Here is a 25,906-nt window from a genome sequence, read left to right as displayed (position 1 = left end):
GGTGTGTTGCGAGGTGTCTAGTCCGTCGCGCCGGCGGTCGCTGAATCGACTACATTCGCGAGCCGTTGTGCATCGAACAACGCTTGCACGCCTTCATGCGAACCGAGCATCGCTGCGCCGTTGTGGCCTACGCCGGCGACTTCCCAACAGCGATGTCCAAGCCCTGCGTGGCGGGCTTTGAGGTAAGAAAAGTAAGAACGTCCACGCGCGAGCCGATGGGCCCCTTGTGCTTGTGCCGCACAAGAACGGTCGAGTGCGTCGTGGTGTGGATCGCAATCAAGTTGGCCGAGCAAATAAATGACGTCACTGGCCGCGTAACGTGTTTCGAGCGCATCGAATGACGTGGACTCTGCGTAGCGCGGCGCGCGCCGCACGCCGTACTTCCAGTCATCCACACCCGGGCATGCGATGGTATCGGCGGGACGCAAAACGCCGTCCGTGTAGGGGCGCATCGAATCGAAGTACACATACGACGATGGATTCGCGATCACGTACCGGCACCGCACGCCGGCCACGTTGCAACCGGCACCTACGATTGCGTACCGGTGCGCGACCTGCGCGCCGCCCGAATGCCCGGCGACCACTACGTCGCGCAGAGCCGGATAGCGCGCGAGATCGGCGAATTGCTCGATGAATGCATCGAGGACATCGAAGGAACTGAGCGGTGCTAGGCCGACTGCATCATCGCCGCCCATCCATGAGGTCCATTCCCAGTGGAGCATGTCCGCAGACAATCCGTGCGCGGCAATATCCGCGGTGGCCAGGAACTGCGGGACGAGCAGCAATGTATGGGCGGGATCGGTCGATGCCGCCGCCAGCGCACGTTGTGCCGAGAGCAGGTAGGCATCGGCATCGCGCAACCGGCCGTGCAGCAGGATCACGATTCGCGAGACGTTCGCGGCATCGCTTTCTTCGATCGACCGATAAAACGGCACCACACCCGCACCGCGCGAGGTAATCACGCGCAGCCGCTCGTTGCCGACTGCGCTGACCGGGCGCTCATTGCGAGGTTTAGGAAGAGAAGGGTGCACGGCAGTCATTTCAATCCAGCGGGAGGGCGTCGGGATCGCGGCGCAGACGTTGCCCGGAGCGTGTCAGCCCGACCAGCGCGAGCGACACGAAGCCTGCGAAGATCAGGTAATACGCCGGCACGATATTCGATCCGGTCACGGTGATCAGCGTGGAGACGGTCAGCGGCGCGAGGCCGCCGAACAGCGTCACCGCGATGTTGTACGAGAGCGCGACACCGGTGGATCGGTTGGCGGTGGGGAACAACTGCGTGAGCATGCCGGGATGCGGCCCGGACATCAGGCTCAGCACGACGGTCGCGACCATTTGCGCCGCGAAAACGCGACCGGGCGTGGGGGACGCGAGCACCCATGCAAACAGCGGATACGCGATCACGACCCAGACAATCGTCACCGGAAAGAACAGCCGGTACGCGCCAATCCGGTCCGCGAGTTTCCCCGCGAGCGGATAGCCCACTATGGAGACCAGCCCCGACACCGCCGTGCCAAACAACGCATTCCTGAGCGGCAGGTGCAACTGGCGCTCGACATACAGCGGCATGAACGTGTGCCACAGATAATTCGTTGCAGTCCCAACGATGATCACGCCCATCGCGCACAACGATGCATCGCCGCGTTGCCGGAAAAAGCCGCGGATAGTCTGCCGCGGTGCGTGCCCCAGCCGTTCACGCAACTCGACGAACTCTGGCGATTCCGCGACTTTGTGCCGTATATAGAACCCCACGGGCCCCACCAGCGCGCCGACGAGGAACGGCACGCGCCAACCCCACGATTCAAGCGAAGCACGATCCAGATTCGATGTCAGGAAATAACCAAACGCCGACGAAAGCACCAGCGCCACCGCCTGCGATGTCATCTGGAAGCTGCCGAAGTACATCTTCTTGCCGCGCGGCGCGTATTCGGTGAGCATCGCCGCAGCGGTGGCGAACTCGCCGCCGACAGACAAACCCTGCATGACCCGAGCAAGCAGCACCAGCAAAGGCCCAGCGATACCGATGCTCGAATAGCCGGGCGTCAGGCCCATCAACAAGGTGCTGGCGGCCATCAACAGGATGAGCATGGACAGAGTCTTGCGGCGCCCGACGCGATCCGCATACGCGCCGATGAAGATCCCGCCAAGCGGCCGCACGATAAACCCGACGGCAAACGTGCCGAGCGTCAACGCGGTGGACAGCGCGGTGTTCCCAACCGGGAAAAACACGTGGGCGATGATCTTCGCGAAGTAACCGTAGATCAGGAAATCGAACCATTCCAGCCCGTTGCCGATCACCGACGCCAGCACCGCGCGGCGAATCTGCGCCTTGCTTAGAGACGCCAATGAAGCTGGCGGATGGCCGGCCGCGTTGGGTGGGAAAGTGGTTTCCATATGTCTCCGGATCGATGCATTTATGTGTATTTGAATCGAAGAGTACGAAACGCAGTGGCAAATGTAAAATACATATCGAATGGCATTGCCATATCGGTTAAATATATGAGGCTTCTGGATGGAACTGCGTCACCTGCGGTATTTCCTCACCGTCGCCGAAGAGCGCCAGTTCACGCGGGCGGCGGCGCGGTTACATATCCAGCAGCCGCCGTTATCGCAGCAGATCCAGGAGTTGGAGCGCGAGCTTGGGTTTGCGCTTTTCACGCGCTTGCCGCGCGGGGTGGAGTTGACGTCGGCGGGCGCTGCTTTCGAGGCCGATGCCCGCGCCGTGCTCGACGCGCTCGATCAAGGCGTGGTCAACGCACGGCGGGTGGCGAACGGCCAGCTCGGCTCCGTACGGATCGCGCTGACGAGTTCCGCAGCATTCCATCCGCTTGCCACCGCCGCGATCCGCCGGTTTCGCGCGACCCATCCGGATATCGCCATTGACCTGAACGAGATCAATGCGGCTGACATCATCGAGCGGATGATGAATGGGCGCGTCGATGCGGGCATCTTGCGTAAGCCGATCGAGATGCCCGCGGAGTTGCGCTTCGACTTGCTGCACGAAGAGAGGATGGTGCTCGTGCTGCCGGTCGGTCACAAGCTGCTGCCGGCAAAAGGCGTGCGTCCGGGCAAACAGCCGCGTGTGCCGCTGAAAGCGCTCGCCGGCGAGTCGTTTATCTTTGTGCGGCGGCCGGGCGCGCCGGGCATGTACGCTGACTTCATCCGCGCGTGCGAGACGGCAGGATTCAAGCCGGAGGTGGTGAGCGAAGTGCCGCGCATGTTGAGCGCGATCAACCTGGTGGCGGCGGGCGGCGGCATCACGCTCGTGCCGGCATCCATGCAGCGATACCAGCAGGAAACCGTGGTCTATTGCGCTGTTGCCGGCGACGAAGCGTTCTCCGCGCCGCTTCATCTCGTGACGCGCCGCGATGCCGCGAATCCGGCGGCAATCCGATTCGCACAAGCGGTGCTGGCTTTCGTTTCGCCAAGCGCGAAGGGCGCTGAAGCGGCCGATACCTTTCAATACCCTGCCTGACAATTCCACTACAAACGCAAGTTCGCGTTTTCCCGCAGAATCGATGGAATAAACGGGCGCCACGGCGCGTTTGGATCGTGTCGTCTGCAAACACTCGCGCTTGATCAGACTCATCCAGTGCGACAGCGAGCAGAAGGAACAATCCCGCCGATCCCCATTTTTTCGCACGGAGTTTCAATGTCCACGCAAGCTGCCAACGTGGTGTCACAACCGCCCCAGACCGAGACGACTTTGCGCTACACGCGCACCGCGATGGTCCTGCACTGGCTCATCGCGTTGTTGATCATCTGCAACGTCGTGCTGGGACTGACGGCGGAATCGTTTCCCGATTCATGGGTGCGTACTGTCGTCGATACCCATAAGTCCATCGGTATCACCGTTCTCGGGCTCGTGCTGCTGCGTATCTTGTGGCGCGTTTCGCATCGGCCGCCACCGTTGCCGAAGGCGTTTCCGAAGTGGGAACACATGGCCGCTCACATCGCCCACTTTGTCCTGTACCTGCTGATGATCGGCCTGCCTTTGTCCGGCTGGCTGCACGACTCGGCGTGGAAAGGCGCCGCCACGCATCCGATGCATCTGTTCGGCCTGATTCCATGGCCGCGGATAGGTTTCGTGATGAATCTCGATCCGGCGCTGAAGGAGTCGTTGCACGATCGTTTCGGCGCGTTGCATGCGTGGCTTGGGTACGCGCTCTATGCGCTTTTGGCGATGCACGTGGCCGGCGCGCTCAAGCATCAATGGATCGACAAGAAGTCGGTGATCTCGCGGATGGTGCCGTGATGGACGTAAAACTTCACGCCGTTCCCATGCGAACAAAAAAGACTCCAACCCCATCGGACCCGCTGTTGAAGCGCTCTTTGGAAGACGCGCTCGCGCAGGCTTCGCCGCGCTTGGCGCCCCGCCCCGTGACGCTCGCGAGCGTGCTGATCCACGGCGGCGTGGTCGTGCTGTGGCTTGTGCTGTTCGCCCGAGCGTTCTTCCTGCACGGCGTGGTGGCATGGTCCACAGGCATTGCCTACGTCGTCTACGACACCTTGCTGCTGATGTTCGTCGCAGCGAAATCGTGGACGCTCGTGAGGCCGCACAAGCCGCTTGATCGCAAGCAGCGCGAACGCGGTTTGCCACAGCTTGGCGTGATCGTGGCGTCGCATAACGAAGCCGCTGTGCTGCCCAACACGCTCGCCAAGTTGCTCGGACAAACGCACGGCGCGGCGCAAATCGTGATTGCCGACGATGGTTCATCCGACGGCACCGCCGAACTTCTCACGCAGCGTTTTGGTCTTGTCGCAGCGGTGGAGGGTGAGTTGAGCGCAGCGTCCACATTGCATCCGACTCTCTTCTGGCTGCGCGTGGCGCACGGCGGCAAGGCGCGCGCGCTGAACGCGGCGATCGAAAAGATCAGTACGCCGATCGTGATGACCGTCGATGCCGACACGCGTCTCGCCGACGACGCCGTCCTCGCCATGCGCAGTGCATTCGCCTCGCGGCCGAACCTGGTCGCTGCAGCGGGCATCCTGGTTCCGGTGTGCAGCAAAACGATGAGCGGACGCTTTTTCCAGTGGTTCCAGACCTACGAATACATCCGTAATTTCATCGCGCGGTTCGCGTGGATGCGCGCCGATAGCCTCTTGCTGATCTCCGGCGCGTTTGCTTCGTTTCGCCGCGATGCGCTGCTGGCCGTCGGTGGTTTCGATCCGCAATGCCTGGTGGAGGATTACGAGCTGATTCACCGTCTGCGCCGTCACTCCGTCGATCACGGCCTGTGTTGGGACGTTCGGGTAGTGGGCAACGCACACGCCATCACGGACGCGCCAAGTTCGTTCAGCGGTTTCATGCGCCAGCGGCGGCGCTGGTTCGCGGGCTTTTTGCAGACGCAATACTGGAATCGCGATATGACCGGCAACCGGCGTTACGGCACGCTCGGTTTGCTGATGCTGCCCGTGAAGGCCTTCGATACCGTGCAGCCCATCTACGGTTTGACGGCGTTTGCGCTGCTGCTGGGGTTTATCGTGGATCGGCGCGGGGCGATTGTCCTGCCGATTTTCAGTGTGATCGGCGCGAAGATCCTTATCGATTTCGCGTTCCATTTGTGGACCGTGCATCTGTATCGACGCTGGACCGGAGACACCGCTGGGTCGAGCCTGTGGATGGCGGTCGTGACCGCGATTGTCGAGCCGTTCACCTTCCAGTTGCTGCGCCATACGGGTGCGGCGCTCGGCTGGGTCGACTTCCTCGGCGGCTCACGTGCGTGGCGCGTGCAGACGAGGGCGGGACTCGCGGCCGCAGATGAGGCCTGAAAGCGGGGGAGAGCGACTCAATCAGGCGTCGCTCCAAGTCGATAATCAGCGCGCGTACCGGACCACCATGCTCGACGACGCCAGCACGTGGCCCTTCATCGCGGCGATCAAACCGTCGCGGTCGAGTGCGGCGGGCAGGGCGTCCGCGGCGAGATCCAGCGCGTACGCTTGCACGACATAGTGATGCGGCGCATCGCCATGCGGCGGGCAAGGTCCGTAATAACCGTCCTTCCCCGTCCGGTTGATTCCGCCGATACTCCCCGCCGGCGGCGGCCCGTCTTCTCCGAGCGCGGTCGTCGCAGCAGGAATTCCGTAGAGGACCCAATGCACGATACCCAGGCCGCGCGCGCCATCGGGATCGTAGATGGTGACCGCAAAGCTTTTTGTCGCTGAAGGCGCATTGCTCCACGCCAACGGCAACGAGACGTTCTTGCCGCCGCAATCCTGAGCGCTGGCCGCGTGCCGCGAGTCGAGGGTGGCGTTATCGGTGAAATCGGGTGAGCTCAGCGTGAAGCGCTCATCGGCGATGGCAGTGATTGCAGTGACGCTCAGGAAACATCCCACACTAACCGCGGCAACGCGCAAAAGCCGCGTCGCGCGGCACAAGCTTGAATCATTCTTCATTGTTCTTCTGACCTTGGGGTTTCGGTAACTTCGCCTGCGATACGGTGCGCCTGATCTGCAACCTCCTCCAAGCGATCCTGACAACCGCCTACTGCCATTTCTTCGGATCACCGCCTAATGCTGCGCAGGTATCGAAGCTGATGGCACGGAGCTTCGCCTCGCCGATCTGTCCGGAGAGCGCGTAACCCGCGTGATCCGTCGTCCAGTAGAAAGTTCGTCGCGAGCCGTCGCGCAACATCCGGATGGCGTACTCGTCATTATGCTTGCCCGAACCGCCGGTCATGTACAGCGTGAGCCGTTCGCCGCTGGCGTTCTGATACATGAACTGCGCCGCGGGTCCGTCCTCGCCGGGCAACAAGCGGCCACCGACCAGCTCGAATCCATATTCGTGCAGCGAGGGAATGGTCAGGGTCCGGTTGAGTCGCTTGGACAACCACGTGACAAGATGATCCTCCTGCGACGCCGCGACTTCCACCGCGTGCCGCTGCTCCGGCGCATACACGGCGTAAGCGATATCCGCACGTTGCGCGAACGTCGGCGCAGGCCGATCCTGATTGAAGGCCGGCAACAGCATGTGCATCAGGAAGCCGCATGCGATCCCCACGACCAGCCAGCTCGCCGCCATCAGATAACGCTTGCGAGGACGCACGACCACGACCTGGGGTTCTTTATCTGCAGTGGCCGAAAACAGCGCCCGCAGCGCATTGTCTTGCGCGCGATACGCGGCGACTGTCGCCGCGCTCGCCGGATCGCGGGCGATGCGCGCAGCGGTTTCAGCGCGCTCAGCCTCCGGCGCTTCATCGTCGATGAACGCAGACAGCGCGCGCAACTCATCGGCTGCCGAGCTGGATTCCGCCTGTTCAGGACGTTCGTGATTCGTCATGTGCCACTCACGATTTTCAACGATGCCGATTTGCGGCCCGGTTCCTCACCGAGCAGCACACGCATGTGTTCACGTGCCCGCGATAGTCGCGACATCACCGTTCCGGCCGGCACGTTCAGCACCACGGATGCCTCCTGATAACTCATGTCCTCGACGCAGACGAGCAGCATGACTTCGCGTTGCTCGACCGGCAAGCAATACAGCGCGCGTTGCACGTCGCGCAGCACGAGCCCGTCGACTTCACCCACGGGCGCGGCCATCTGCCGCCACGGCGCGGTTTCATCGTCGACGGCAATATCGCGCCGCCCCCGCAACTGATCGATATAGAGGTTGCGCATGATCGTGAACAGCCATGCGCGCAGATTGCTGCCGACACGAAATCCCTTCGACCGGCCGAGCGCGCGTTCGGTCACATCCTGCACGAGGTCATCGGCCCACGCACGGTCTCCCGTCAGCGCGCGCGCATAACGCCGCAACTGCGGAAGAACCCCAACGAGGTCGGTATCGAAGCTCAACGGCCTATGCTCATTTCTGGTTCACTTTCAGCGGGCGAGGCCACTGTTCGCGTGACGACGATATTGCCGCACGCGCACAGTGGCCATCGATCGCTTGATGCTGGTCTCCACCGCTCTAATAGTTTTTTGCTTCACGCTTACTGCTTCACCGTGTGCCACATGTCCTTGAAATTGTCGCCGTTGGCATCGCCCGGTTTCATGTCTTTCGCAAACGTGTACACGCGCTTGCCTTTGTACGCCCATTGGCTGCCGCCATCGGCTGCGGGCATGATGGTCCAGTCACCCTGTGGTTTGTCCGATGAATCGGCCTTCACCGCCGGCCATGCCTGAGCGCATCCGCCGCTGCATGCGCTCGGACCCGACGCCGGATCTTTGTCAAACGTGTAGAGCGTCATGCCTTTTGCGTCGGTGTACATACCGGCTCCTGCCATTGGCGGGGCGGCATGGGCATTCAGGCTGAAGACCGCAACAAGGGTCAGGGCTGCAGCGAGCATCGGGGTTCGCTTTTTCATGTTGTTCGTCTCGTTCCAAGTGTGCAGATACGGGATAAACGGCTGGTGCTCGCGGAATATTCCGGTACCTGACAAATATTTCGACTGTGTTCCGTAATTTTGATCCTGTCGATCAGCGGGTGAGCGTTGGAATACATGAGGCTGACGAACTGACAAACGCCTGACCGGGGAGGCCGAATCTGGCGACTTGGCTACAATCGACGGCAACAGACGATGCGGTTCTCCGCCAGCCGCCGGACCAGGCTTGCCGATTCGCATCTTTCGGCCACGAACTGGCCGATCAGCCAAAACCCGGCTTGAAACGAACGAGGTGAAATGGTGCAGGACAGCAAGAACCAACCGACGCCGCAGAACCCGGGCGCGAACATGAACATACCTAGAAAACGCCCGTTGGATGGCATTCGTGTACTGGATTTATCGAGGGTGCTGGCGGGACCGTGGTGCACGCAGAACCTCGCGGACCTTGGCGCGCAAGTGATCAAGATCGAGCGTCCCGGCGCCGGCGACGACACCCGCACATGGGGCCCGCCGTTCCTGCGCGACGCCGAGGGCCGCGATACATCGGAGAGCGCATATTTCCTGTGCGCGAACCGCAACAAGCAGTCGGTTGCCATCGACATGAGTTCACCTGAAGGCGCCGCGTTGATTCGCGAGTTCGCGAAGTCATGCGACGTGGTCGTCGAAAACTTCAAGGTCGGTGGGCTCAAGAAGTATGGGCTGGACTACGAGAGTCTTTCGGCGCTCAATCCGCGGCTTGTGTACTGCTCGATAACGGGGTTTGGGCAAAGCGGGCCGCTATCGCAGCGCGCAGGTTATGACTTCCTGATCCAGGGCATGGGCGGGCTGATGAGCATTACAGGCGAGCCCGACAGCGTAGCGGGCGGCGGCCCGGAAAAAGTCGGCGTGGCGGTAACGGACCTGATGGCCGGCATGTACGCCACCACCGGCGTGCTCGCCGCGCTGATGGAGCGCCAGAAAAGCGGGCTCGGGCAACATCTGGACATCGCGTTGCTCGATTGCCAACTGGCCATGCTCGCTAACCAGTCCATGAATTACCTCACCACCGGTATCGCGCCACAGCGCATGGGCAACGCGCATCCGAACATCGTGCCGTACCAGACCTTCGCCACGAGCGATGGCCATGTGATCGTCGCATGCGGCAACGACAGCCAGTTCCGTTCGCTGTGCACCGCGATGAACGTGCCGGAACTTGCGCTCGATGTACGTTTCGCGACCAATAGCGGGCGTAGCGTGAACCGGGCGGAATTATTGCCCCAACTGGCTGCGGTCTTCATGACGCGTCCTCGCGACGCATGGGTCGCCGCGCTCGAGGCGTGCGGTGTGCCATGCGGGCCGATCAACGATATCGCGCAAGCTTTTAACTCCGGACAGGCGCAATTTCGCGGCGCGGCGCGGGAGATACCGCATCCCGTCGCGGGCGTTGCGCCGACGGTTGCGAGTCCGCTGCGTTTATCGGCTACGCCGGTTGCCTACGATCAGGCGCCCCCGATGCTTGGACAACACACGAGCGCGATGTTGCGCGACGTACTTGGAATGACCGACGTGCAGATCGAGGCATTAGTGCAAACGGGGGTGATCGGCAGGTAGATCATTTATGACAATTTTCATCTTGACTCGCCTAAAGCGCAGCAAGGTATCGTCGGTCATGTGAAATCCACGCAAACACGCAGGATGCAAACGATGACCTCATATGATCGACGATCTTCCACGGGACGAGGCGGAACGCCTACTAAGCCTCACTAAATTTGGTGACCCATCGACGGGATGGAGAAGGCGCCAGCAAACCATAAGTTGGGCGAAATGCGAATTCGGTGTCACAGATGCCGACGGCAAGCGCATTCAGGGCATCACGGCTGATCTATCTGTTCGATACAGCCGACGACCGCATCTTAAGCAGTTCCTCTTCAGCATGTATTACACCCAGCATCGGGGGAATCGCCGTGCGTATCAGCTTGACGTCTTTCAAAGTGGTCGACGACCAGCAGATGCGCATCGGCATCCTCACGAACACGTGGGTCGTGATCGTTTAGCGGGCCACGCTGAATGGTCCGCGATCAGTTTCGCGGGCGCGCTGCTGCTTTTCTGCAAGAAGACCAACTTGACGCTGACGAGCGTCTTACCTGATCCATCGGTTCCGGAGTCGAAATGAATATCCAGTCGTCCTGCCAGGACATGTGCGCAAACCTCGGCTTTGGCTGCGTGGAACTTGAAGATGAATATCCGCCCATGATGGCGCTCCAAACACCGTTCGGCTTTTACGGTGGCGACCCATTCGAGATCTACGCGGAATATCTGGGAGACCGCGAGCAGATACGGTTCTTTGATTCAGGAGGGACGCTGTTCCACTGCTTCGCCCGCCAGATCAGTTCATTTCATCTGCGGGACTATCAAGTCGTGAAAGCAGCGATCAAGCAGCCCGGCATCAACGTGACGCATGAGGGTGAAATTGAAGCCACGTTTGACATTGCCAACATGGCGTCAGGTTTCGCGAGTTATGTAGACGCGTTGCTGAGTCTGGCCAGATGGGAGTTCGATAATGCAGGCACTGACTTCGCCGTCCGCGAACCCAACCTGATCGGTGACACAAGGCTATATCTCAACGCAATGAAGCCGGATGTCCCGGCAATCAAGAGCACGTTCAAGACCATGGGTGTGTCAGGCCGTCGGTATGGCTTCGACTTGTCGCAAGGTGACACGCAGATCGACGTGATCTCATGTCATCGCAACGCTTCGTCGTCGGAGCTCTACAAGCTTGTGGACCTGCGTGGCAATGCGCTGACTGCGCACACGCCGATCATCGTGGTGGTGGACGACCGTTTGTTACCCGAGCAGGCGGATCGTGAGGTGGCTGTGATCGGCCAGTACGCCGAGGCGTGGCCAATGAGAAAGCTGATCGAGGCCGCAGCGGGTGGCGGTTTGACGCGGCATTGAGGTCTTTGGCGTTAGTCGAAACGGGGGAGAAATCCGTGCAGAGGCCTAAAGCTGCCAATCGAGCAACGGCATCGCTTTCTCTATCAGCTTCTCTAACCTCGGTCGACGCAGCCAGTCTTCGTAGGTAACGAGCTGCGACTTTTCTATATCGGCGTCGAAGATCGCGCTTTGCTGACGGGCGAATTCTTGATCGTAGATGTTGAGGTTCGCTTCGTCGTTGAGCTTGAACGAGCGGCTGTCGAAATTCGTCGATCCGACCGAAACCAGGTATTCGTCGACTATGAGCAATTTGCAATGGAACATGGTCGGCTGATATTCATGGATTTCGATACCAGCGGCCAGCAGATCTCCCCAGCAGGCGCGGGAGGCTTCACGCACGGTATGCGTATCAATGCGTTTTCCCGGCGTCACAATACGCACTCTCACGCCGCGTCGTGCGGCTTCCACCAGGGCGTTGATCGCGAGGCCATCGGGGACGAAATACGCGCTTGCCAGATGAATGCTGCGCGTAGCTGCTGTGATCGCCATCAGATACATCAGTTCCATGTCGTCGGCGCCGTGGGTGGGGGAACTGCTGAACATGTGCGCCACGCCATTGCTGGCATCGCCTTCCGGCAATGGGGGTATCTCAGGAAAGTACTTGGGACCATGCAGCACATTCCCGGTTGCCTTGATCCAGTTGTCCATGAACACGGCCTGCATGTGACCGACCACTGGACCCTCGACCCGGAAATGCGTATCGCGCCAATGCTTTTCGTCTTGCGCGTGTCCGGTCCATTCCTCCGCAATCCCAACACCACCGGTGAAACCCACGCGGCCGTCGATGATCAGCAGCTTCCGGTGCGTCCGGTTATTCATTCGCCCGAGTCCGGTCCAGTGTGGCTTGTGATATTGCACAACGTCGGCACCGGCTTGCCGCAGTTCGTCGAGATAACGGTGATCCATTTTCTTGCAGCCCACCCAGTCGAGCAGGATATGCACCGCTACGCCCGAGCGCGCTTTTTCGGACAACGCCGCCGCAAATCGCGCGCCAATTTCGCCGGACCAATAGATAAACGTTTCGAAGGTAATGGTCTCCTTGGCGGATTGAATGCCATCAAGCATGGAAGGGAAGATTTCGTCGCCGTTCAGCAGCACGGCATACCGGTTGCCGGACGTCACCGGAGGACCCAACAAGAGGCTCATTGAACGAATGAATTGCGGGTCGTCGCTGGAATACAGCCGTTCGATGTTGTGCTCGACCTTCTTTTCGCCGCTTACAAAGTTCGCAAGGATCAGGACCACGACAAGCGTGACGATTACCGTAAGCGGTATGGCGAGCAAGAGCATGTCGGATTCCGGAGGAGACGAGCTGCAAGTGGGGCGAGGCGTACGCGGTGCAGGAGCCCGGAAGCTCGGCTATGCGTGCCGGAGTGTCGACACGCCTTATTGCAAGTGCCAGCAAGTGCCGGACCTCGTTCTTATTGCGCTGCGGCACGGGTTCCAAATCCGGCCGTTTCCAGAGCAGTTGCGCGACCGAGCGCTTCAGGGCGCCGGCGTTTTGCAGTTTCGATACAGACACAAGTTCGCGGCTCCCCGAGCCGAGCCGCAGCAAATCGCTCACTCGTCCACAATCGTGCTCAGGTTCACGCGCACGCGCCGCAGCAGGGAGATCAGTTGCGCGCGCTCGTCCGCATCGAGCCCCGCCAACGCTTCAGCGGCCACTGCATCGCCCACCCGGCGTGCCTTGCCGAGCGCGCCTTCAGCCTTTGCCGTCATCCTCACCGTTCGTTCTCGACGGTCATCGGGATTCGAAAAACGTTCGATCCAGCCGCCTTCTTCCATCCGATCGAGCAGGCGACCGGCCGATATCGGAGCGACTTCCAGCAGATCGGCCAGCCGCGCCTGGTTCACATCGCCGAAATGGGACAGGTAAGCGAGCGCGCGGCATTGCGCCCGTGTGAGATCGAGGGACGATTTCGCGAGTTCGTCGAAGCGCTTGCTGCACAAGCGCCCAACGTCCGAGATCAGAAAACCAAAGCGCTTGTCGAGGTGCGTTTCCATGCCCGGATTATACGAAAGAAGCCCTTGCCCACATGCATTCGGGAAGCACGGGTTTCCCCGGATTTTTGACACCTTGTTCCAATTATCAGCCTGTTTATAATAAGCATGCTTATTAATTAAATAAGAGAGTAAGCGATCCGCTAACCAAATCGGCGCCTGAATGTCCCCTGAATCAATGCCGGCAAGCGCGGCGCCGGCCGCGCCGCTCAATCGGCCCATGCTCACGATCTCGATCATGCTTGCAACGCTGATCCAGACGCTCGACAGCACGATCGCCAATGTCGCGCTGCCGCATATGCAGGGCACGTTGTCGGCATCGCAGGACGAGATCACGTGGGTGCTGACGTCCTACATTGTTGCGGCAGCGATCGCCACGCCGCTTACCGGCTGGTTATCCGACCGGCTGAGCACGAAGCGCCTGCTGGTTATCTCGATTGCAGGTTTCACTGTCGCTTCGGCGCTGTGCGGGTTATCGGAGAGTCTTGCGCAGATTGTCGCGTCGCGATTGCTGCAGGGGATTTTCGGAGCCTCGCTCGTGCCGCTCTCTCAATCCATCCTGCTCGACATCAACCCGCGCGAAAAGCAGGGCCAGGCGATGGCCGTCTGGGGCATGGGCGTGATGGTCGGGCCGATTCTCGGGCCGACGCTCGGCGGCTGGCTAACCGATAGCTACAACTGGCGCTGGGTATTTTTCATCAACGTGCCGATTGGCGCGTTTGCGCTCTTTGGCGTGCTGACCTTCCTGCCTGCGCGAGCCGCGAAGCACGGCGTGAAATTCGACGCGTTCGGCTTCGCCACGCTGGGTCTGGCGATCGGCGCGTTGCAGGCCATGCTTGACCGCGGCGAGCAGCTCGACTGGTTCGGGTCACTCGAAATCCGCATCGAAGCCATTCTTGCGGTGCTGAGCTTCATCTTTTTCCTCGCGCACACCGCGACCGCCGGCAAGCGTTCATTCTTCAAGTACGAGCTGTTGAAGGACCGCAATTTCGCGACCGGCGTGTTGTTTATCTTCATGATTGGCGCGGTGATGTACGCGACCCGTGCGTTGTTGCCGCCGATGCTGCAGAACCTGATGAACTATCCGGTTGCCACGACCGGTCTGGTCACGGCGCCTAGCGGCGCGGGAACGATGGTCGCCATGCTGGTCGCCGGGCGGCTGCTACGACGTTTCGACGCGCGTCTGTTGTTGCTCGCCGGCTTTCTCGTTTCGGCGTTCGCGCTCTGGCAGATGATGCATTACACGCTCGTGCTGTCGGTCTCGGACATCGTGTGGCCCGGCGTGATCCAGGGTTTCGGCCTGGGTTTCGTCTTCGTGCCGCTCAGTGCGCTGACGTTTTCCACCCTGACACCCGAACTGCGCGCAGACGGCACCGCGACCTACAGCCTGATGCGTAACATTGGCAGCAGTATCGGCATCTCGATTGTGCAGACCATGATGACGCGTGGCACGCAGGTCGCGCACGCCGATCTCGCGGCGAATGTGAACGTGTTCAATCCGTCGATGCGGCCCATGCTCGAGAGTGGACCGCAGATAAACCTCGCGCTGATGGATCAGTCGATCAATCAGCAGGCGCAGATGATCGCGTACCTGAATGACTTCAAGCTGATGTTCGTGGCGACTTTGCTGGTGGTGCCGCTGTTGTTGCTGATCCGGCCGATGCGAAGTGCCGCCAGCGAAACCCTCGCTCACGCGGCAGCGGATTGACGAGATTACTTGATGGATGAATCGCGCGAAAGTTCGCGATGAGTCAGATACATGCGCAGATCGAATTCGATCTGGTGATACCCCGGCTGCATGAATTCGCATAGCCGATAAAACGCCTTGTTGTGGTCGCTTTCCTTCAAATGTGCGAGCTCGTGCACGACGATCATGCGCAGGAATTCGGGCGCTGCTTCCTTGAATAGCGACGCCACGCGAATCTCCTTCTTTGCCTTGAGCTTGCCGCCCTGCACGCGCGAAATGGCCGTGTGCAGGCCGAGCGCATGACGCAGCACGTCGAGCTTGGCGTCGTACACCACCTTATCGATAGCGGGCGCCACGCGCAGAAACTCCTGCTTCAGATCCGTGGTGTATTGATACAGCGCGCGGTCCGATTGCACCGCGTGGCGTTGCGGATAACGGTCGGCGAGATACACGCCAAGCTGGTCATCTGCGATCAGTTTGCGGACTTTATCCTGAAGCGTTTGCGGATAAGCGCTGAGATATTTCAGAGGAAGCATGAGGGATCAGGCGCGCCGTCGCGTGCTCCATAAAATGCAGGCAATCAGCGCAAGCTGCAAAGGCAACCGCACGAGCAATAACCACGATGGAACTTGCGAGAACTGCTCCGCGTGCTGATACATGAATACGTTGGCGGGCGTAACGGCGATCGTCAGTAGCGTCAACCCAATGCCTGCTGCGCTTCGCGTGCGTTTGATCATCACGCCGATCGCACCAAGCAACTCGAAAACGCCGCTCACAATGACGGCCAGAAGCGGGAAGGGAATATAGGACGGCACGATTTGCACGAAGAGCGGCATGTACAAGAAGTGGCACGCGCCGCCAATCAGGAAATACAGGAACACGAACCACAGTCCGATGCGCTGGCCCACGGACATTCTTCTAGCCGATGAAAATCTGAGTGAGGACATGCGTGAGCAAGCACCGTGTTATTGAAGCTGATTCGATGACAGCGCGGACTTTGCGCCAGGCTTGTCGATCGCGGGATATGAATCCCCGCCGACGCGACACGATGACCTAAATCGACGGCCCAAAACAAAAAACCGCCCAGCAAGCTGGGCGGTTTTTCATCAATTCTGGTCGGGGTGAGAGGATTCGAACCTCCGGCCTCTACGTCCCGAACGTAGCGCTCTACCAGGCTAAGCTACACCCCGAATGTTCACTCAGAGACGGTTCGTTTCCTTTTCAGGACTGTCTTGCCGTCGAGTAAGAACATAATTCTAGCAGGCTCTCTTTAAAAATGGAATCCGGAAACGAAGAAATCGCTTTCGCTGCCGCCTGGGCTTCCTGGCGCGCGCATTTCAGCGTGTGATCCAGCGCGCCTGACTTCGTGATGGCTTCGAAGATGGTGTCGAATTTATCGGTGCCACCTTGTTCGATTGCCTCACGCGCAAGCGCTGCCTGTTCGGCCGAACCGTGCTCCATCAGATAGATGAGGGGCAGCGTAGGTTTGCCTTCGCGCAGGTCGTCGCCCGCGTTTTTACCCATCGATTCCGCCGTGCCGGTGTAATCGAGCCAGTCGTCCATGATCTGGAAGGCCGTGCCGATGCGCCGGCCAAACTCTGCCGCCGCCGCTTCCGTCCGGGCATCCGACCCCGACAAAACCGCGCCGAGTTGAGCCGCCGCTTCGAAAAGCTTCGCCGTCTTGTAGCGGATCACCTGCATGTAGCGCGCTTCGTCCACGTCCGGGTCGTGCATGTTGAGCAATTGCAGCACTTCGCCTTCCGAGATCACGTTCGTCGCAACGGACAGGATCTCCATCACGCGCATCTTGCCCACGCCGACCATCATTTCGAAGGAACGCGAGTACAGGAAGTCGCCGACAAGCACGCTCGCCGCGTTGCCGAACAGCGCATTCGCGGTTTTGCGGCCGCGCCGGAGATCGGATTCGTCGACAACGTCATCGTGCAGCAGCGTGGCCGTATGAATGAACTCGACGACCGCGGCCAGCTCGTGCCGGTGGCCGGTGGTGTCGCCGAGCGCGCCTGCGACCAGCAACAGCAACGCTGGCCGGAGCCGTTTGCCGCCGGCCCCGATGATGTACTCGGAGATCTGGTTGATGAGCATCACTTCGGATGCCAGGCGCTGCCGGATGACGCGATTGACCTGCTGCATGTCCTCGGCGATAGGCTCGAGCACGTTGGCGGCGTTTGGGGAGGAAGTGGCAGTGGACGACATGATCGGCAATTAGGATAGTGCCGCGAATTATAAGGCGAATCGGCCGATAGCCGCCTCTAAAGACGCCTCGCACGAACTGCGCGCCGCGCCGTGACAGGCCTGATACGCGGTGTCGGGCAGCGAAAATCGCAATAATGGGGTCCGCATGGTCCGGGTAATCGTACTGTCCGGGCCACAGCCGCCACGTTTTCGCGATGCACAAGGGTTTTGACGGAGGGCCTAACTCTCTGTATAATCACGCGTTTTCGCGCACGGTGTGCGGAAAAATGAATTCAGAGTGAGGTTCTCAATGTACGCGGTCATAAAAACCGGTGGCAAGCAGTATAAGGTTGCTGTCGGCGAAAAATTGAAAGTAGAACAGATACCGGCAGACATTGACGCTGAAATCACGCTCGACCAGGTTCTCGCAGTAGGCGAAGGTGAATCGATTCAGTTCGGTGCACCGCTGGTCAGTGGGGCTTCCGTCATAGCTACCGTCGTGTCCCAGGGTCGTCATAAGAAGGTTACGATCTTCAAGATGCGTCGCCGGAAGCACTACCAAAAGCACGCTGGCCATCGCCAGAACTACACCGAACTGCGTATCGACGCTATCAACGCTGCATAAGCGTTGAGTCGATAAGCTAAACGGTCAAGGAGCTATTAAATGGCACACAAAAAAGCAGGCGGGTCATCCCGCAATGGTCGCGACTCTGAATCAAAGCGCCTCGGCGTGAAGGTTTACGGCGGCCAGGCAATCAACGCAGGCGGCATCATCGTGCGCCAGCGCGGTACGCGCATGCACCCGGGCGATAACGTCGGTATGGGCAAGGATCACACCTTGTTCGCGCTGACCGACGGCCACGTCACGTTTTCGACGAAGGGCGCAGCAAAGAAGCATCTGGTCAACGTAGTCCCGGCTGCCTAAGAATTATCCAGGCACGGGCTTCAGGACCGGAAAAGGCCCCGCGAAGTTCGCGGGGCTTTTTTTATTGGCCGGTCTTTTCGACGCGGCCACGCAGTGACATATATCGAATGGTCTAGTGGCTGGCATCGGCCGGTCGCGGCAGAATAGGGTGTCGGCTGGAGTTGGCTTTTTAGAGCTTGCTCCAGTCCCCCGCAAAGTAAAACGGGACGGAGCAACTCATGAAGTTCATTGACGAAGCGAGAATTGAAGTCATCGCCGGCGACGGAGGGGATGGCAGCGCGTCGATGCGGCGCGAGAAGTTCGTCCCGTTCGGCGGACCGGACGGCGGCGACGGCGGCCGGGGCGGCAGCGTGTATGCGGTTGCGGACCGCAACATCAACACGCTGATCGACTACCGGTACGCGAAGAAACACCAGGCGCGCAACGGCGAAAACGGCCGCGGTGCGGACTGTTACGGCAAGGGTGGCGACGACATCATCTTGCGCATGCCGGTGGGTACGATCATCGCGGACACGGAAACGGGCGAGTTGATCGCCGATCTGACCGAGCACAACCAGAGCGTGCTGATCGCAAACGGCGGCGCGGGCGGTCTCGGCAACCTGCACTTCAAGTCGAGCACGAACCGCGCGCCGCGCCAGAAGACGGAAGGCAAGCCCGGCGACCGGCGCATGCTGCGCCTCGAGCTGAAAGTGCTCGCCGACGTCGGTTTGCTCGGCATGCCGAACGCGGGCAAGTCCACGTTCATCACGGCGGTGTCGAATGCGCGGCCGAAGATTGCCGACTATCCGTTCACCACGCTCGCGCCGAACCTCGGCGTGGTGCGTGTCGGTCCGGAAAAGAGCTTCGTGATCGCGGACATTCCTGGCTTGATTGAGGGCGCGGCGGAAGGCGCGGGTCTCGGTCACCGATTCCTGCGTCACTTGCAGCGCACCGGCGTCCTGCTGCATCTTGTCGATCTGGCCCCGTTCGACGACGCTGTCGATCCCGTTGTGGAAGCGCGCGCGATCGTCAACGAACTGCGCAAATATGACGAATCGCTGTACGAAAAACCGCGCTGGCTTGTGCTGAACAAACTCGACATGGTGCCGGACGACGAGCGCAAATCGCGCGTGGCGGACTTTATCAAGCGTTATGAGTGGGACGGCCCGGTGTTCGAAATCTCGGCGCTGACGGGGCAGGGTTGCGAAAGTCTGACCTACGCCATCTTTGATTACATCTCGAAGAATTCGGATGCTTCGCGGGCCGCGGAAGCCGAAGATCTCGCCGCGGACGTCCGTTTCCGCGACGAACCCGCCGTCGTGGCGCCGCAGCCGGCACCGGAGATCGACGAAGACGAAGACGAAGCGTAAAAGTTTGGCCCGTGGTTATCGAAGCAAATCCGAGGAGAAATGCGTCAGATGCGTTCCGTCATAGCCGCTTCGAAGCGACTCGTAGTGAAAGTGGGATCGAGCCTGGTGACCAACGACGGGCGCGGGCTCGACCACGCAGCCATCGCGCGCTGGGCGGCGCAGATTGCCGCGCTGCGCGGACAAGGTAAGGAGGTCGTGCTGGTCAGTTCCGGCGCGATCGCCGAAGGTATTCATCGCCTGGGCTGGACGAAGCGGCCGCGTGAAATTGATGAATTGCAGGCGGCTGCCGCTGTTGGACAGATGGGCTTGGCGCAAGTCTACGAAAGCAGTTTCGGCAAGCACGGCATGCGCACGGCGCAGATTCTCCTTACGCACGCCGATCTCGCCGACCGCGAACGCTATCTGAACGCACGCTCAACGCTGCTCACCTTGCTGCGCCTGGGTTGCGTGCCGATCATCAATGAAAACGACACCGTCATCACCGACGAAATCAAGTTCGGCGACAATGATACGCTCGGTGCGCTGGTAGCGAACCTCATAGAAGGTGATGCGCTGATTATCCTCACCGATCAACGCGGCCTGTTTACCGCTGATCCCCGGCACGATCCAACCGCCACGCTGGTCGAACAGGCCGATGCCGGCACGCCCGAACTCGAGGCCATGGCGGGCGGCGCGGGTTCAAGCCTGGGACGTGGCGGCATGCTGACGAAGATCCTCGCAGCGAAACGCGCGGCGCACAGCGGCGCGAATACGGTAATTGCGAGCGGACGGGAGTCGGATGTCCTGACCCGGCTGGCATCGGGCGAGATGATCGGTACGCAATTAATGGCGCGCACAGCCCGTATGGCGGCCCGCAAGCAATGGATGGCCGATCATTTGCAGGTGCGTGGCCACGTGGTTATTGACGACGGTGCGGTCGAGAAGCTTACTGCGGGAGGTAAAAGCTTGCTGCCAATTGGCGTGATCGATGTTTACGGCGCGTTCGCGCGCGGGGAAGTGATCGCGTGCATGAATCCGGGCGGACAGGAAGTGGCGCGCGGCATCACGAACTACAGCAGCTCTGAGGCGCGCTTGATCCAGCGTCGGCCGAGCGGTGAAATTGAAACGGTGCTGGGGTATATGCTCGAACCTGAGCTGATTCATCGGGACAATCTGGTGCTGGCGTAAGCAGGAAGGCGCCTGCCCACCGTACGAAAGCCGCCGATCTCAGTGGCACCGCAGCAAGCTCAATGGACAGTGTGCAAGGTTGCGGCGCCAGCTATTTTGCTCCGCAAGCGCCGATCTTTCGGCTAAACGCGGTTGTTTCTGCCGTTTTCCCTACCGAATTTCCTTCCTGACCAGTCGATATTTTGTCGATGCGCGATGCGTCCTTATGCTCGAGATCGCGCGACGTTAGGCCCGTGACGGCACCTGCCATACGCTGGAACGCGTATTCGGATAACAGCCTCGAGTCGAGCAGGGTCACGGTTATTTCTCCACTTATCACGTGTTACCAAATCTTTCCCTTAAATTGTATGTGAGTGATTAATCAATCGGCGATAGTTGCGACAAATTATCTCTGTTAGGAGAAGGTTTCTTGCACCACGATGTCTTGCCCCACAAAAAAGCCCGCTGACCGTCAGGTGCAGCGGGCTTTTTTCACCAGTCGTTCGGCCTAGTGATAGTTCGAAACGGCAGTCCGTTTCATCTGGATGTTCGACACAATCTGCTTGGCTGACCCTGTCGGCAGCTTGTTCGCGCAGAAGTAATCCTGATACAGCGAAGCGTGGTATGCGTTCAGCTCGCCGTTTTCTATCCGTCGAAAATCGTTTTCGACCGTGCGGTCCCAGTCGGTCTGGTCCTCGTTAATGCTCGCATACAGGCGCCAGTTATAGTTGTCGCAGCGAATGCCTTCGTAGTTGACGTTGCGCGCGCCCGCCGGACTTTTCACGACAACGGTGTAGCGGATCACGCCGTCGTCACCCACGCTGAGCGAGTTCTTATCGATGAAAAAGCTCAGCGGCGTATTGTTCGATACCGTGAATTCCAGGAGGTTCGCGTCCTTTGGCAGCGGAGGCAGGGTGTCGACCTTGTTTTCGACCCAGTTCGGCTTGCGGTCCATGAGGTAGACGAACGCGCTGTCGTCCTTGTTGGTCGGCTTGGAGCTGCCGCAACCGGCAAGCATGGCAAGGGCTGCCGCGGATGCCGCGAACAAAGCAATGGCTTTCAATTCTTTATTTCCTGAGGTTGATGCAGAAGCGACTGCAAATCGATCGTGCTGCGTGATTGCGCCGCGATAGTCCCGCTAAGGGAGCCCGCCGGCATGTCAAACACGCAAGCCCAGCCTTTGACGCTGCACGAAAAAAAGCGGCGGGCGTTGCCGCACCGCCGCTTCGAATGACACACGTCCTAATCCCGCAAAGGACGTTGTGCGTAGATGTGCAGCTCTTCGGTCACCGAACATTCTGCCTGAATGACACTGCCGTTTGCAGAAACGGTCGCGTCCTCCATGGTCATGCCCTGAATCACGCGTGGATACCGGTTGGCATGATGCGCCATCCGTTCCGCGCGCTCAGCACGCACGACTGCGCGCCTCAGAAAGCGTGAAAGTTCAGTGAGCGCAAGCTGATATACATCCCGCTTGAACTCGATCACCGCGTCGAGCGGGACCCAATACTCATTCCACCGCCAGGCATCGAATTCCGGATGATCAGTCGCACGCAAACAAATGTCACAGTCGCGGCCTACCATGCGTAACAAAAACCAGATCTGTTTCTGTCCGCGATAGTGACCGCGCACCTCGCGCTTGATGAACTTGTCCGGCACCTCATAACGCAGCCAGTCGCGGGTTCGACCCACGACCTTCACATGTTCCGGAAGCAAGCCGGTTTCTTCGTGTAACTCCCGATACATCGCTTGCACAGGGGTCTCACCATACTTGATGCCCCCTTGCGGAAACTGCCAGGAATGTTCACGTAGCCGCTTGCCCCAAAACACTTCATTGTGCGCGTTCAAGAGGATGATGCCGACGTTCGGGCGAAAGCCTTCACGATCCAGCATACAACCACCTTCGAATCCTTTAAAATTGCTTTGATTATAAACAGATAACGGGCCTGGCGCACCGGCACGAACCCGAATTGGGATTCGTTTCGCCTGAGTGCCGGTGCGCTTGGCCAAGGCCTTGCTGCATCGCTGTCCCGTCGTTCACTCGTTCCGCACGTTCTGCATGTTCCGCAGGCTTGGGTCAGAAACCCATTCAATCGACGCGCTCCCGCATTGGAAAATTTTTGAATGAAAGCATCCCGTTTCTTTATCGGCACCCTGAAGGAAGCTCCCACCGACGCAGAAATCGTCAGCCATCAACTCATGATGCGTGCAGGCATGATTCGCCGCGTGGCGGGCGGTATCTATAGTTATCTGCCTATCGGCCTGCGCTCCATCCGCAAGGTGGAGGCCATCGTGCGTGAAGAAATGAATCGGGCCGGCGCGCTCGAATTGTTGATGCCCGGCGTGCAACCGGCCGAGCTCTGGCAGGAATCGGGACGCCTGGAGCAGTACGGTCCCGAACTGCTGCGTATCAAGGATCGTCATGAGCGCGATTTCGTGCTCGGACCGACGCATGAAGAAGTGGTGACGGACATCGCGCGGCGCGAGATCAAGAGTTACAGGCAATTGCCGGTCAATTTCTACCAGATCCAGACCAAGTTCCGCGATGAAATCCGGCCGCGTTTCGGCGTGATGCGCGGGCGCGAATTCATCATGAAGGACGCGTATTCCTTCGATCGCGATCAGGCAGGACTTGCCGAGTCGTACAAGAAGATGTTCGATGCCTACGTGCGGGTGTTCACGCGGATCGGCCTGGAGTTCCGCGCGGTCGCGGCCGATAACGGCTCGATCGGTGGCAGCGGCTCGCATGAATTCCACGTGATCGCCGACACCGGCGAAGACGCAATCGCGTATTGCCCGACTTCGGATTACGCCGCGAACGTGGAAGCCGCCGACGCGCTGCCGCTGAACGCCACGCGTCCCGCGCCCACGGAAGCGATGAAGAAGACCGCTACGCCGGGCAAGGCGAAGTGCGAGGCGGTCGCGGAATTGCTGAACATTCCGCTGGAACGCACGATCAAGTCGATCATCCTCGCGACCGAAAACGAAGGCGCTGAACCGACCATCTGGCTATTGATGTTGCGCGGCGACCATTCGCTGAACGACATCAAGGCGAACAAGCAACCGGGCCTGGCGGGTTATCGCTTTGCTACGGAAGCCGAAATTATCGATACGTTCGGCACGCCGCCGGGTTATCTCGGCCCGATTGGCACGAAGAAGCCGATCAAGGTGATCGCGGACCGCACGGTCGCGAACATGAGCGACTTCGTGGTCGGCTCGAATGAGGTCGACTATCACACCACCGGCGTGAACTGGGGCCGCGATCTGCCTGAACCGGTCGTGGCGGACATTCGCAACGTGCTGGCGGGCGACCCGTCGCCGGACGGCAAGGGCACGCTGGAAATCTGCCGCGGCATTGAAGTGGGCCACGTGTTCCAGCTCGGCACCAAGTACTCGGATGCCATGGGCGCGTCGTTCCTCGACGAAAACGGCAAGCCCGCGCCCATGCAAATGGGCTGTTACGGCATTGGCATCACGCGGATCCTGGGCGCAGCGATTGAACAGAACTTCGACGCCAAGGGCATCATCTGGCCGGAATCGATTGCCCCGTTCGAAGTCGTGTTGTGCCCGATGGGCTACGACCGCAGCGACGCCGTTCGCGAGCAAGCCGACAAGCTTTATGCGGCGCTGCAGGCTGCGGGTATCGACGTGGTTCTCGACGATCGTGGCGAGCGCCCGGGCGTCATGTTCGCCGATTGGGAACTGATCGGTGTGCCGCATCGGCTTGTGATTGGCGACCGTGGGCTGAAGGAAGGCAAGCTCGAGTACCAGGCGCGACGCGACGCCGAAGCCACCTTGCTGCCGGTGGATGACGCTGCGAACATCGTGATCGAGAAGGTGCGCGCTGCACTGGCACGTGGAGTGGCCGCGTAACGTGCAGTACAACTTTCTCTCGGCGACGGTGCTGCTCATCCTGATCACCGATCCGCTCGGCAACATCCCGATCTTCATCAACGCGTTGCGTGGTGTGGCGAAGGAGCGGCGGCGGGTCGTGATCTTGCGGGAAGTCGCTATCGCCTTCGGGATCCTGTTGTTGTTCATGCTGGTGGGCGACCGCTTTCTCCGCGCGATGAGCCTGACGGATCTATCGTTGCGGCTGGGCGGCGGGATCGTGTTGTTCCTGATCGCGTTGCGCATGATCTTTCCGCATCCCGATGGTCCGATGGGCGGTGATTCACGCGGTGGCGAACCGCTGATCGTGCCGCTGGCCATTCCCGCGCTGGCCGGTCCATCGGCGCTGGCGACGGTGATGCTGCTGACATCGCAGGCGCCGGGACAGATGTGGGAATGGGTCGGTGCGCTGACAATCACCATGATGGTCTGCGCGGTCGTGCTGGTGCTGGCCGAGAAGATCCAGCATTGGCTCGGCGAGCGCGCGGTTACGGCGTTCGAACGGCTGATGGGGTTGGTGCTCGTTGCGATATCGGTGGAAATGATCCTGACCGGAATACGGACCTTCGTGCATCAACTGGCCACAAGCGGCTGATGCGCCGTGGCTTGCATGCAGGGTGCCGATCCAGACGCGCTTGAGGTTTCAGTTTCCGAAGCGCTCGCAACGGGTTTCCGGTTGAACGATATAGTTGGTAAGCGGGCTTAAAAAAAGCCCACGTAAAAAGGCGGTTTCAACTCACGTTGAAACCGCCTTTTGTTTATGCGCCGAGCGTTACGCCGACCTCTAATCGTCCGTGTTGTCGCAGCTATGCCCATCGACCGAACGTGGTCGTAGCGCTCGACTCACGTTCAACGATGAATCAAGCGCCTTCCGTCAGCGCCCGGATCGTTGGCAAATTGCGCCAGTATCCCTTCGCGTCCATACCGCATCCGAACACATACCGGTCCGGCACTTCGAAGCCGCAAAAGTCCGGCCGCAAGGGTTTCGATTTATTGATGAGCTTCTCGCACAGCACCGCCGAGAGGAATTTCTTCGCGCCCATTGCCATGATGCGGTCGCGGATGGCGGCCATGGTTTCGCCTTCATCCAGGATGTCGTCGAGCACCAGCACCACGCGATCCTTTACGGACTCTGCCGGCGCCACGCGCCATTCCATCTTGTCGCCGCCTTTGGTCGTGTTCCGATACCGCGTCAAGTGGATGTAGTCGAACTCGAGCGGAAAGTCGAGGTGCGGCAGCAGCATCCCAGTGAACACCGCCGCGCCGCCCATGACGGACAGCACGAGCGGGAACTCTTCGCCCGTGCTCGCGCCGATGGCCTTCGCCATGCTTTCGATCGACGCGCTCACGTCCTGAGCCGAAACGATCTCTTCGGAGTGGCTGAAAATATGGAGTGCTTCTTCGCGATTCATAAGGG

Annotated in this window: 28 protein-coding genes and 1 tRNA gene; 13 read left to right on the top strand and 16 right to left on the bottom strand. The window is 60.0% G+C overall.

Going from position 1 to position 25,906, the window contains the following annotated elements:
• Nucleotides 1-17 precede the first annotated feature (17 nt).
• Both ACSOSP_RS10505 and ACSOSP_RS10500 read right to left on the bottom strand, forming a co-directional pair.
• Nucleotides 18-1,040 carry a hypothetical protein gene (locus ACSOSP_RS10505; protein WP_455306316.1) on the bottom strand — a complete coding sequence of 341 codons (1,023 nt, stop codon included), beginning with the start codon at nucleotides 1,038-1,040 and terminating at the stop codon, nucleotides 18-20.
• 1 nt (nucleotide 1,041) lies between these two features.
• The gene (locus ACSOSP_RS10500) at nucleotides 1,042-2,394 is read right to left on the bottom strand and encodes an MFS transporter (protein ID WP_455306314.1); all 1,353 of its coding nucleotides are present in this window, start codon (nucleotides 2,392-2,394) and stop codon (nucleotides 1,042-1,044) included.
• 118 nt (nucleotides 2,395-2,512) lie between these two features.
• Here ACSOSP_RS10500 and ACSOSP_RS10495 point away from each other — a divergent pair, with 118 nt between their 5' ends.
• The 3 genes from ACSOSP_RS10495 to ACSOSP_RS10485 all read left to right on the top strand — a co-directional run bounded on the left by ACSOSP_RS10495 (nucleotide 2,513) and on the right by ACSOSP_RS10485 (nucleotide 5,772).
• Nucleotides 2,513-3,475, top strand: coding sequence for a LysR family transcriptional regulator (locus ACSOSP_RS10495; protein ID WP_455306312.1), 963 nt, complete (start codon nucleotides 2,513-2,515; stop codon nucleotides 3,473-3,475).
• Between the two features lie 177 nt (nucleotides 3,476-3,652).
• Complete coding sequence (locus ACSOSP_RS10490; protein WP_455306310.1) at nucleotides 3,653-4,255, top strand: cytochrome b; 603 nt, start codon at nucleotides 3,653-3,655, stop codon at nucleotides 4,253-4,255.
• Between the two features lie 65 nt (nucleotides 4,256-4,320).
• Nucleotides 4,321-5,772, top strand: coding sequence for a glycosyltransferase family 2 protein (locus tag ACSOSP_RS10485; RefSeq protein WP_455306308.1), 1,452 nt, complete (start codon nucleotides 4,321-4,323; stop codon nucleotides 5,770-5,772).
• Nucleotides 5,773-5,817: 45 nt separating this feature from the next.
• Here the strand turns inward: ACSOSP_RS10485 and ACSOSP_RS10480 are convergent, their stop codons facing one another.
• From ACSOSP_RS10480 to ACSOSP_RS10465, 4 genes are all read right to left on the bottom strand, one after another.
• Nucleotides 5,818-6,396 carry a YbhB/YbcL family Raf kinase inhibitor-like protein gene (locus ACSOSP_RS10480; RefSeq protein ID WP_455306306.1) on the bottom strand — a complete coding sequence of 193 codons (579 nt, stop codon included), beginning with the start codon at nucleotides 6,394-6,396 and terminating at the stop codon, nucleotides 5,818-5,820.
• An 88-nt stretch (nucleotides 6,397-6,484) separates the two neighbouring features.
• Nucleotides 6,485-7,279, bottom strand: a complete 795-nt coding sequence (locus ACSOSP_RS10475) for an anti-sigma factor family protein (protein WP_455306304.1) — start codon at nucleotides 7,277-7,279, stop codon at nucleotides 6,485-6,487.
• On the bottom strand, nucleotides 7,276-7,794 hold the full coding sequence (locus tag ACSOSP_RS10470; RefSeq protein WP_031360721.1) for a sigma-70 family RNA polymerase sigma factor: 519 nt from the start codon (nucleotides 7,792-7,794) through the stop codon (nucleotides 7,276-7,278). Before ACSOSP_RS10470 ends, ACSOSP_RS10475 begins: the two co-directional genes overlap by 4 nt.
• 137 nt (nucleotides 7,795-7,931) lie before the next feature.
• A complete protein-coding gene (locus ACSOSP_RS10465) occupies nucleotides 7,932-8,306 on the bottom strand; it encodes a COG4315 family predicted lipoprotein (protein ID WP_455306302.1) in 375 nt (124 codons plus the stop codon).
• Nucleotides 8,307-8,672: 366 nt separating this feature from the next.
• On the opposite strand from ACSOSP_RS10465, the gene ACSOSP_RS10460 reads away from it, so the two are divergent.
• The 3 genes from ACSOSP_RS10460 to ACSOSP_RS10450 all read left to right on the top strand — a co-directional run bounded on the left by ACSOSP_RS10460 (nucleotide 8,673) and on the right by ACSOSP_RS10450 (nucleotide 11,258).
• Nucleotides 8,673-9,914 (top strand): CaiB/BaiF CoA transferase family protein, encoded by a 1,242-nt coding sequence (locus ACSOSP_RS10460; RefSeq protein WP_455310922.1) that lies wholly within the window; start codon nucleotides 8,673-8,675, stop codon nucleotides 9,912-9,914.
• A gap of 103 nt (nucleotides 9,915-10,017) precedes the next feature.
• Nucleotides 10,018-10,476, top strand: coding sequence for a hypothetical protein (locus ACSOSP_RS10455; RefSeq protein WP_455306300.1), 459 nt, complete (start codon nucleotides 10,018-10,020; stop codon nucleotides 10,474-10,476).
• Complete coding sequence (locus tag ACSOSP_RS10450; RefSeq protein ID WP_455306298.1) at nucleotides 10,473-11,258, top strand: DUF1828 domain-containing protein; 786 nt, start codon at nucleotides 10,473-10,475, stop codon at nucleotides 11,256-11,258. Before ACSOSP_RS10455 ends, ACSOSP_RS10450 begins: the two co-directional genes overlap by 4 nt.
• A 45-nt stretch (nucleotides 11,259-11,303) precedes the next feature.
• Here the strand turns inward: ACSOSP_RS10450 and cls are convergent, their stop codons facing one another.
• Both cls and ACSOSP_RS10440 read right to left on the bottom strand, forming a co-directional pair.
• Entirely contained in the window at nucleotides 11,304-12,581 is a 1,278-nt protein-coding gene (cls, locus tag ACSOSP_RS10445) for a cardiolipin synthase (protein ID WP_455310921.1), read from the bottom strand.
• Between the two features lie 276 nt (nucleotides 12,582-12,857).
• Nucleotides 12,858-13,301 (bottom strand): MarR family winged helix-turn-helix transcriptional regulator, encoded by a 444-nt coding sequence (locus ACSOSP_RS10440; protein WP_031360727.1) that lies wholly within the window; start codon nucleotides 13,299-13,301, stop codon nucleotides 12,858-12,860.
• Nucleotides 13,302-13,518: 217 nt separating this feature from the next.
• Here ACSOSP_RS10440 and ACSOSP_RS10435 point away from each other — a divergent pair, with 217 nt between their 5' ends.
• Nucleotides 13,519-15,006, top strand: a complete 1,488-nt coding sequence (locus ACSOSP_RS10435; protein WP_455306296.1) for a DHA2 family efflux MFS transporter permease subunit — start codon at nucleotides 13,519-13,521, stop codon at nucleotides 15,004-15,006.
• A gap of 5 nt (nucleotides 15,007-15,011) precedes the next feature.
• On the opposite strand, the gene ACSOSP_RS10430 is transcribed toward ACSOSP_RS10435, so the two are convergent.
• The 4 genes from ACSOSP_RS10430 to ACSOSP_RS10415 form a co-directional block, all read right to left on the bottom strand.
• Nucleotides 15,012-15,521: a M48 metallopeptidase family protein gene (locus ACSOSP_RS10430; protein ID WP_455306294.1), complete on the bottom strand. Its 510-nt coding sequence runs from the start codon at nucleotides 15,519-15,521 to the stop codon at nucleotides 15,012-15,014.
• A 6-nt stretch (nucleotides 15,522-15,527) separates the two neighbouring features.
• Entirely contained in the window at nucleotides 15,528-15,899 is a 372-nt protein-coding gene (locus tag ACSOSP_RS10425; protein WP_455310919.1) for a DoxX family protein, read from the bottom strand.
• Nucleotides 15,900-16,098: 199 nt separating this feature from the next.
• Nucleotides 16,099-16,175: transfer RNA gene (locus tag ACSOSP_RS10420), tRNA-Pro, on the bottom strand.
• Between the two features lie 31 nt (nucleotides 16,176-16,206).
• Nucleotides 16,207-17,199: a polyprenyl synthetase family protein gene (locus ACSOSP_RS10415; RefSeq protein WP_031360732.1), complete on the bottom strand. Its 993-nt coding sequence runs from the start codon at nucleotides 17,197-17,199 to the stop codon at nucleotides 16,207-16,209.
• 289 nt (nucleotides 17,200-17,488) lie between these two features.
• Between ACSOSP_RS10415 and rplU the strand changes: the two genes are divergently transcribed.
• From rplU to proB, 4 genes are all read left to right on the top strand, one after another.
• The gene (gene rplU, locus ACSOSP_RS10410) at nucleotides 17,489-17,803 is read left to right on the top strand and encodes a 50S ribosomal protein L21 (protein ID WP_031360733.1); all 315 of its coding nucleotides are present in this window, start codon (nucleotides 17,489-17,491) and stop codon (nucleotides 17,801-17,803) included.
• A gap of 39 nt (nucleotides 17,804-17,842) precedes the next feature.
• On the top strand, nucleotides 17,843-18,103 hold the full coding sequence (rpmA, locus tag ACSOSP_RS10405; RefSeq protein WP_031360734.1) for a 50S ribosomal protein L27: 261 nt from the start codon (nucleotides 17,843-17,845) through the stop codon (nucleotides 18,101-18,103).
• 218 nt (nucleotides 18,104-18,321) lie between these two features.
• Nucleotides 18,322-19,452 carry a GTPase ObgE gene (gene obgE, locus ACSOSP_RS10400; RefSeq protein ID WP_455306291.1) on the top strand — a complete coding sequence of 377 codons (1,131 nt, stop codon included), beginning with the start codon at nucleotides 18,322-18,324 and terminating at the stop codon, nucleotides 19,450-19,452.
• A gap of 48 nt (nucleotides 19,453-19,500) precedes the next feature.
• Nucleotides 19,501-20,619: a glutamate 5-kinase gene (proB, locus tag ACSOSP_RS10395; RefSeq protein WP_455306289.1), complete on the top strand. Its 1,119-nt coding sequence runs from the start codon at nucleotides 19,501-19,503 to the stop codon at nucleotides 20,617-20,619.
• A 91-nt stretch (nucleotides 20,620-20,710) separates the two neighbouring features.
• On the opposite strand, the gene ACSOSP_RS10390 is transcribed toward proB, so the two are convergent.
• The 3 genes from ACSOSP_RS10390 to ACSOSP_RS10380 all read right to left on the bottom strand — a co-directional run bounded on the left by ACSOSP_RS10390 (nucleotide 20,711) and on the right by ACSOSP_RS10380 (nucleotide 22,491).
• Nucleotides 20,711-20,917 (bottom strand): hypothetical protein, encoded by a 207-nt coding sequence (locus ACSOSP_RS10390; protein WP_455306287.1) that lies wholly within the window; start codon nucleotides 20,915-20,917, stop codon nucleotides 20,711-20,713.
• A 189-nt stretch (nucleotides 20,918-21,106) separates the two neighbouring features.
• Nucleotides 21,107-21,661 carry a CNP1-like family protein gene (locus ACSOSP_RS10385; protein WP_455306285.1) on the bottom strand — a complete coding sequence of 185 codons (555 nt, stop codon included), beginning with the start codon at nucleotides 21,659-21,661 and terminating at the stop codon, nucleotides 21,107-21,109.
• 179 nt (nucleotides 21,662-21,840) lie between these two features.
• Nucleotides 21,841-22,491, bottom strand: a complete 651-nt coding sequence (locus ACSOSP_RS10380; protein ID WP_031360739.1) for an RNA pyrophosphohydrolase — start codon at nucleotides 22,489-22,491, stop codon at nucleotides 21,841-21,843.
• A gap of 231 nt (nucleotides 22,492-22,722) precedes the next feature.
• Between ACSOSP_RS10380 and ACSOSP_RS10375 the strand changes: the two genes are divergently transcribed.
• Nucleotides 22,723-24,471, top strand: a complete 1,749-nt coding sequence (locus ACSOSP_RS10375; protein WP_455306283.1) for a proline--tRNA ligase — start codon at nucleotides 22,723-22,725, stop codon at nucleotides 24,469-24,471.
• Between the two features lies 1 nt (nucleotide 24,472).
• Nucleotides 24,473-25,084: a MarC family protein gene (locus tag ACSOSP_RS10370; protein WP_455306281.1), complete on the top strand. Its 612-nt coding sequence runs from the start codon at nucleotides 24,473-24,475 to the stop codon at nucleotides 25,082-25,084.
• A gap of 265 nt (nucleotides 25,085-25,349) precedes the next feature.
• Here the strand turns inward: ACSOSP_RS10370 and ACSOSP_RS10365 are convergent, their stop codons facing one another.
• Nucleotides 25,350-25,901, bottom strand: coding sequence for a hypoxanthine-guanine phosphoribosyltransferase (locus ACSOSP_RS10365; RefSeq protein ID WP_455306279.1), 552 nt, complete (start codon nucleotides 25,899-25,901; stop codon nucleotides 25,350-25,352).
• Nucleotides 25,902-25,906 lie beyond the last annotated feature (5 nt).

The sequence above is a fragment of the Caballeronia sp. KNU42 genome (assembly GCF_053760385.1).
Note: the sequence above shows the minus strand (reverse complement) of the source record. Positions and strands in the feature narration are given on the sequence as shown.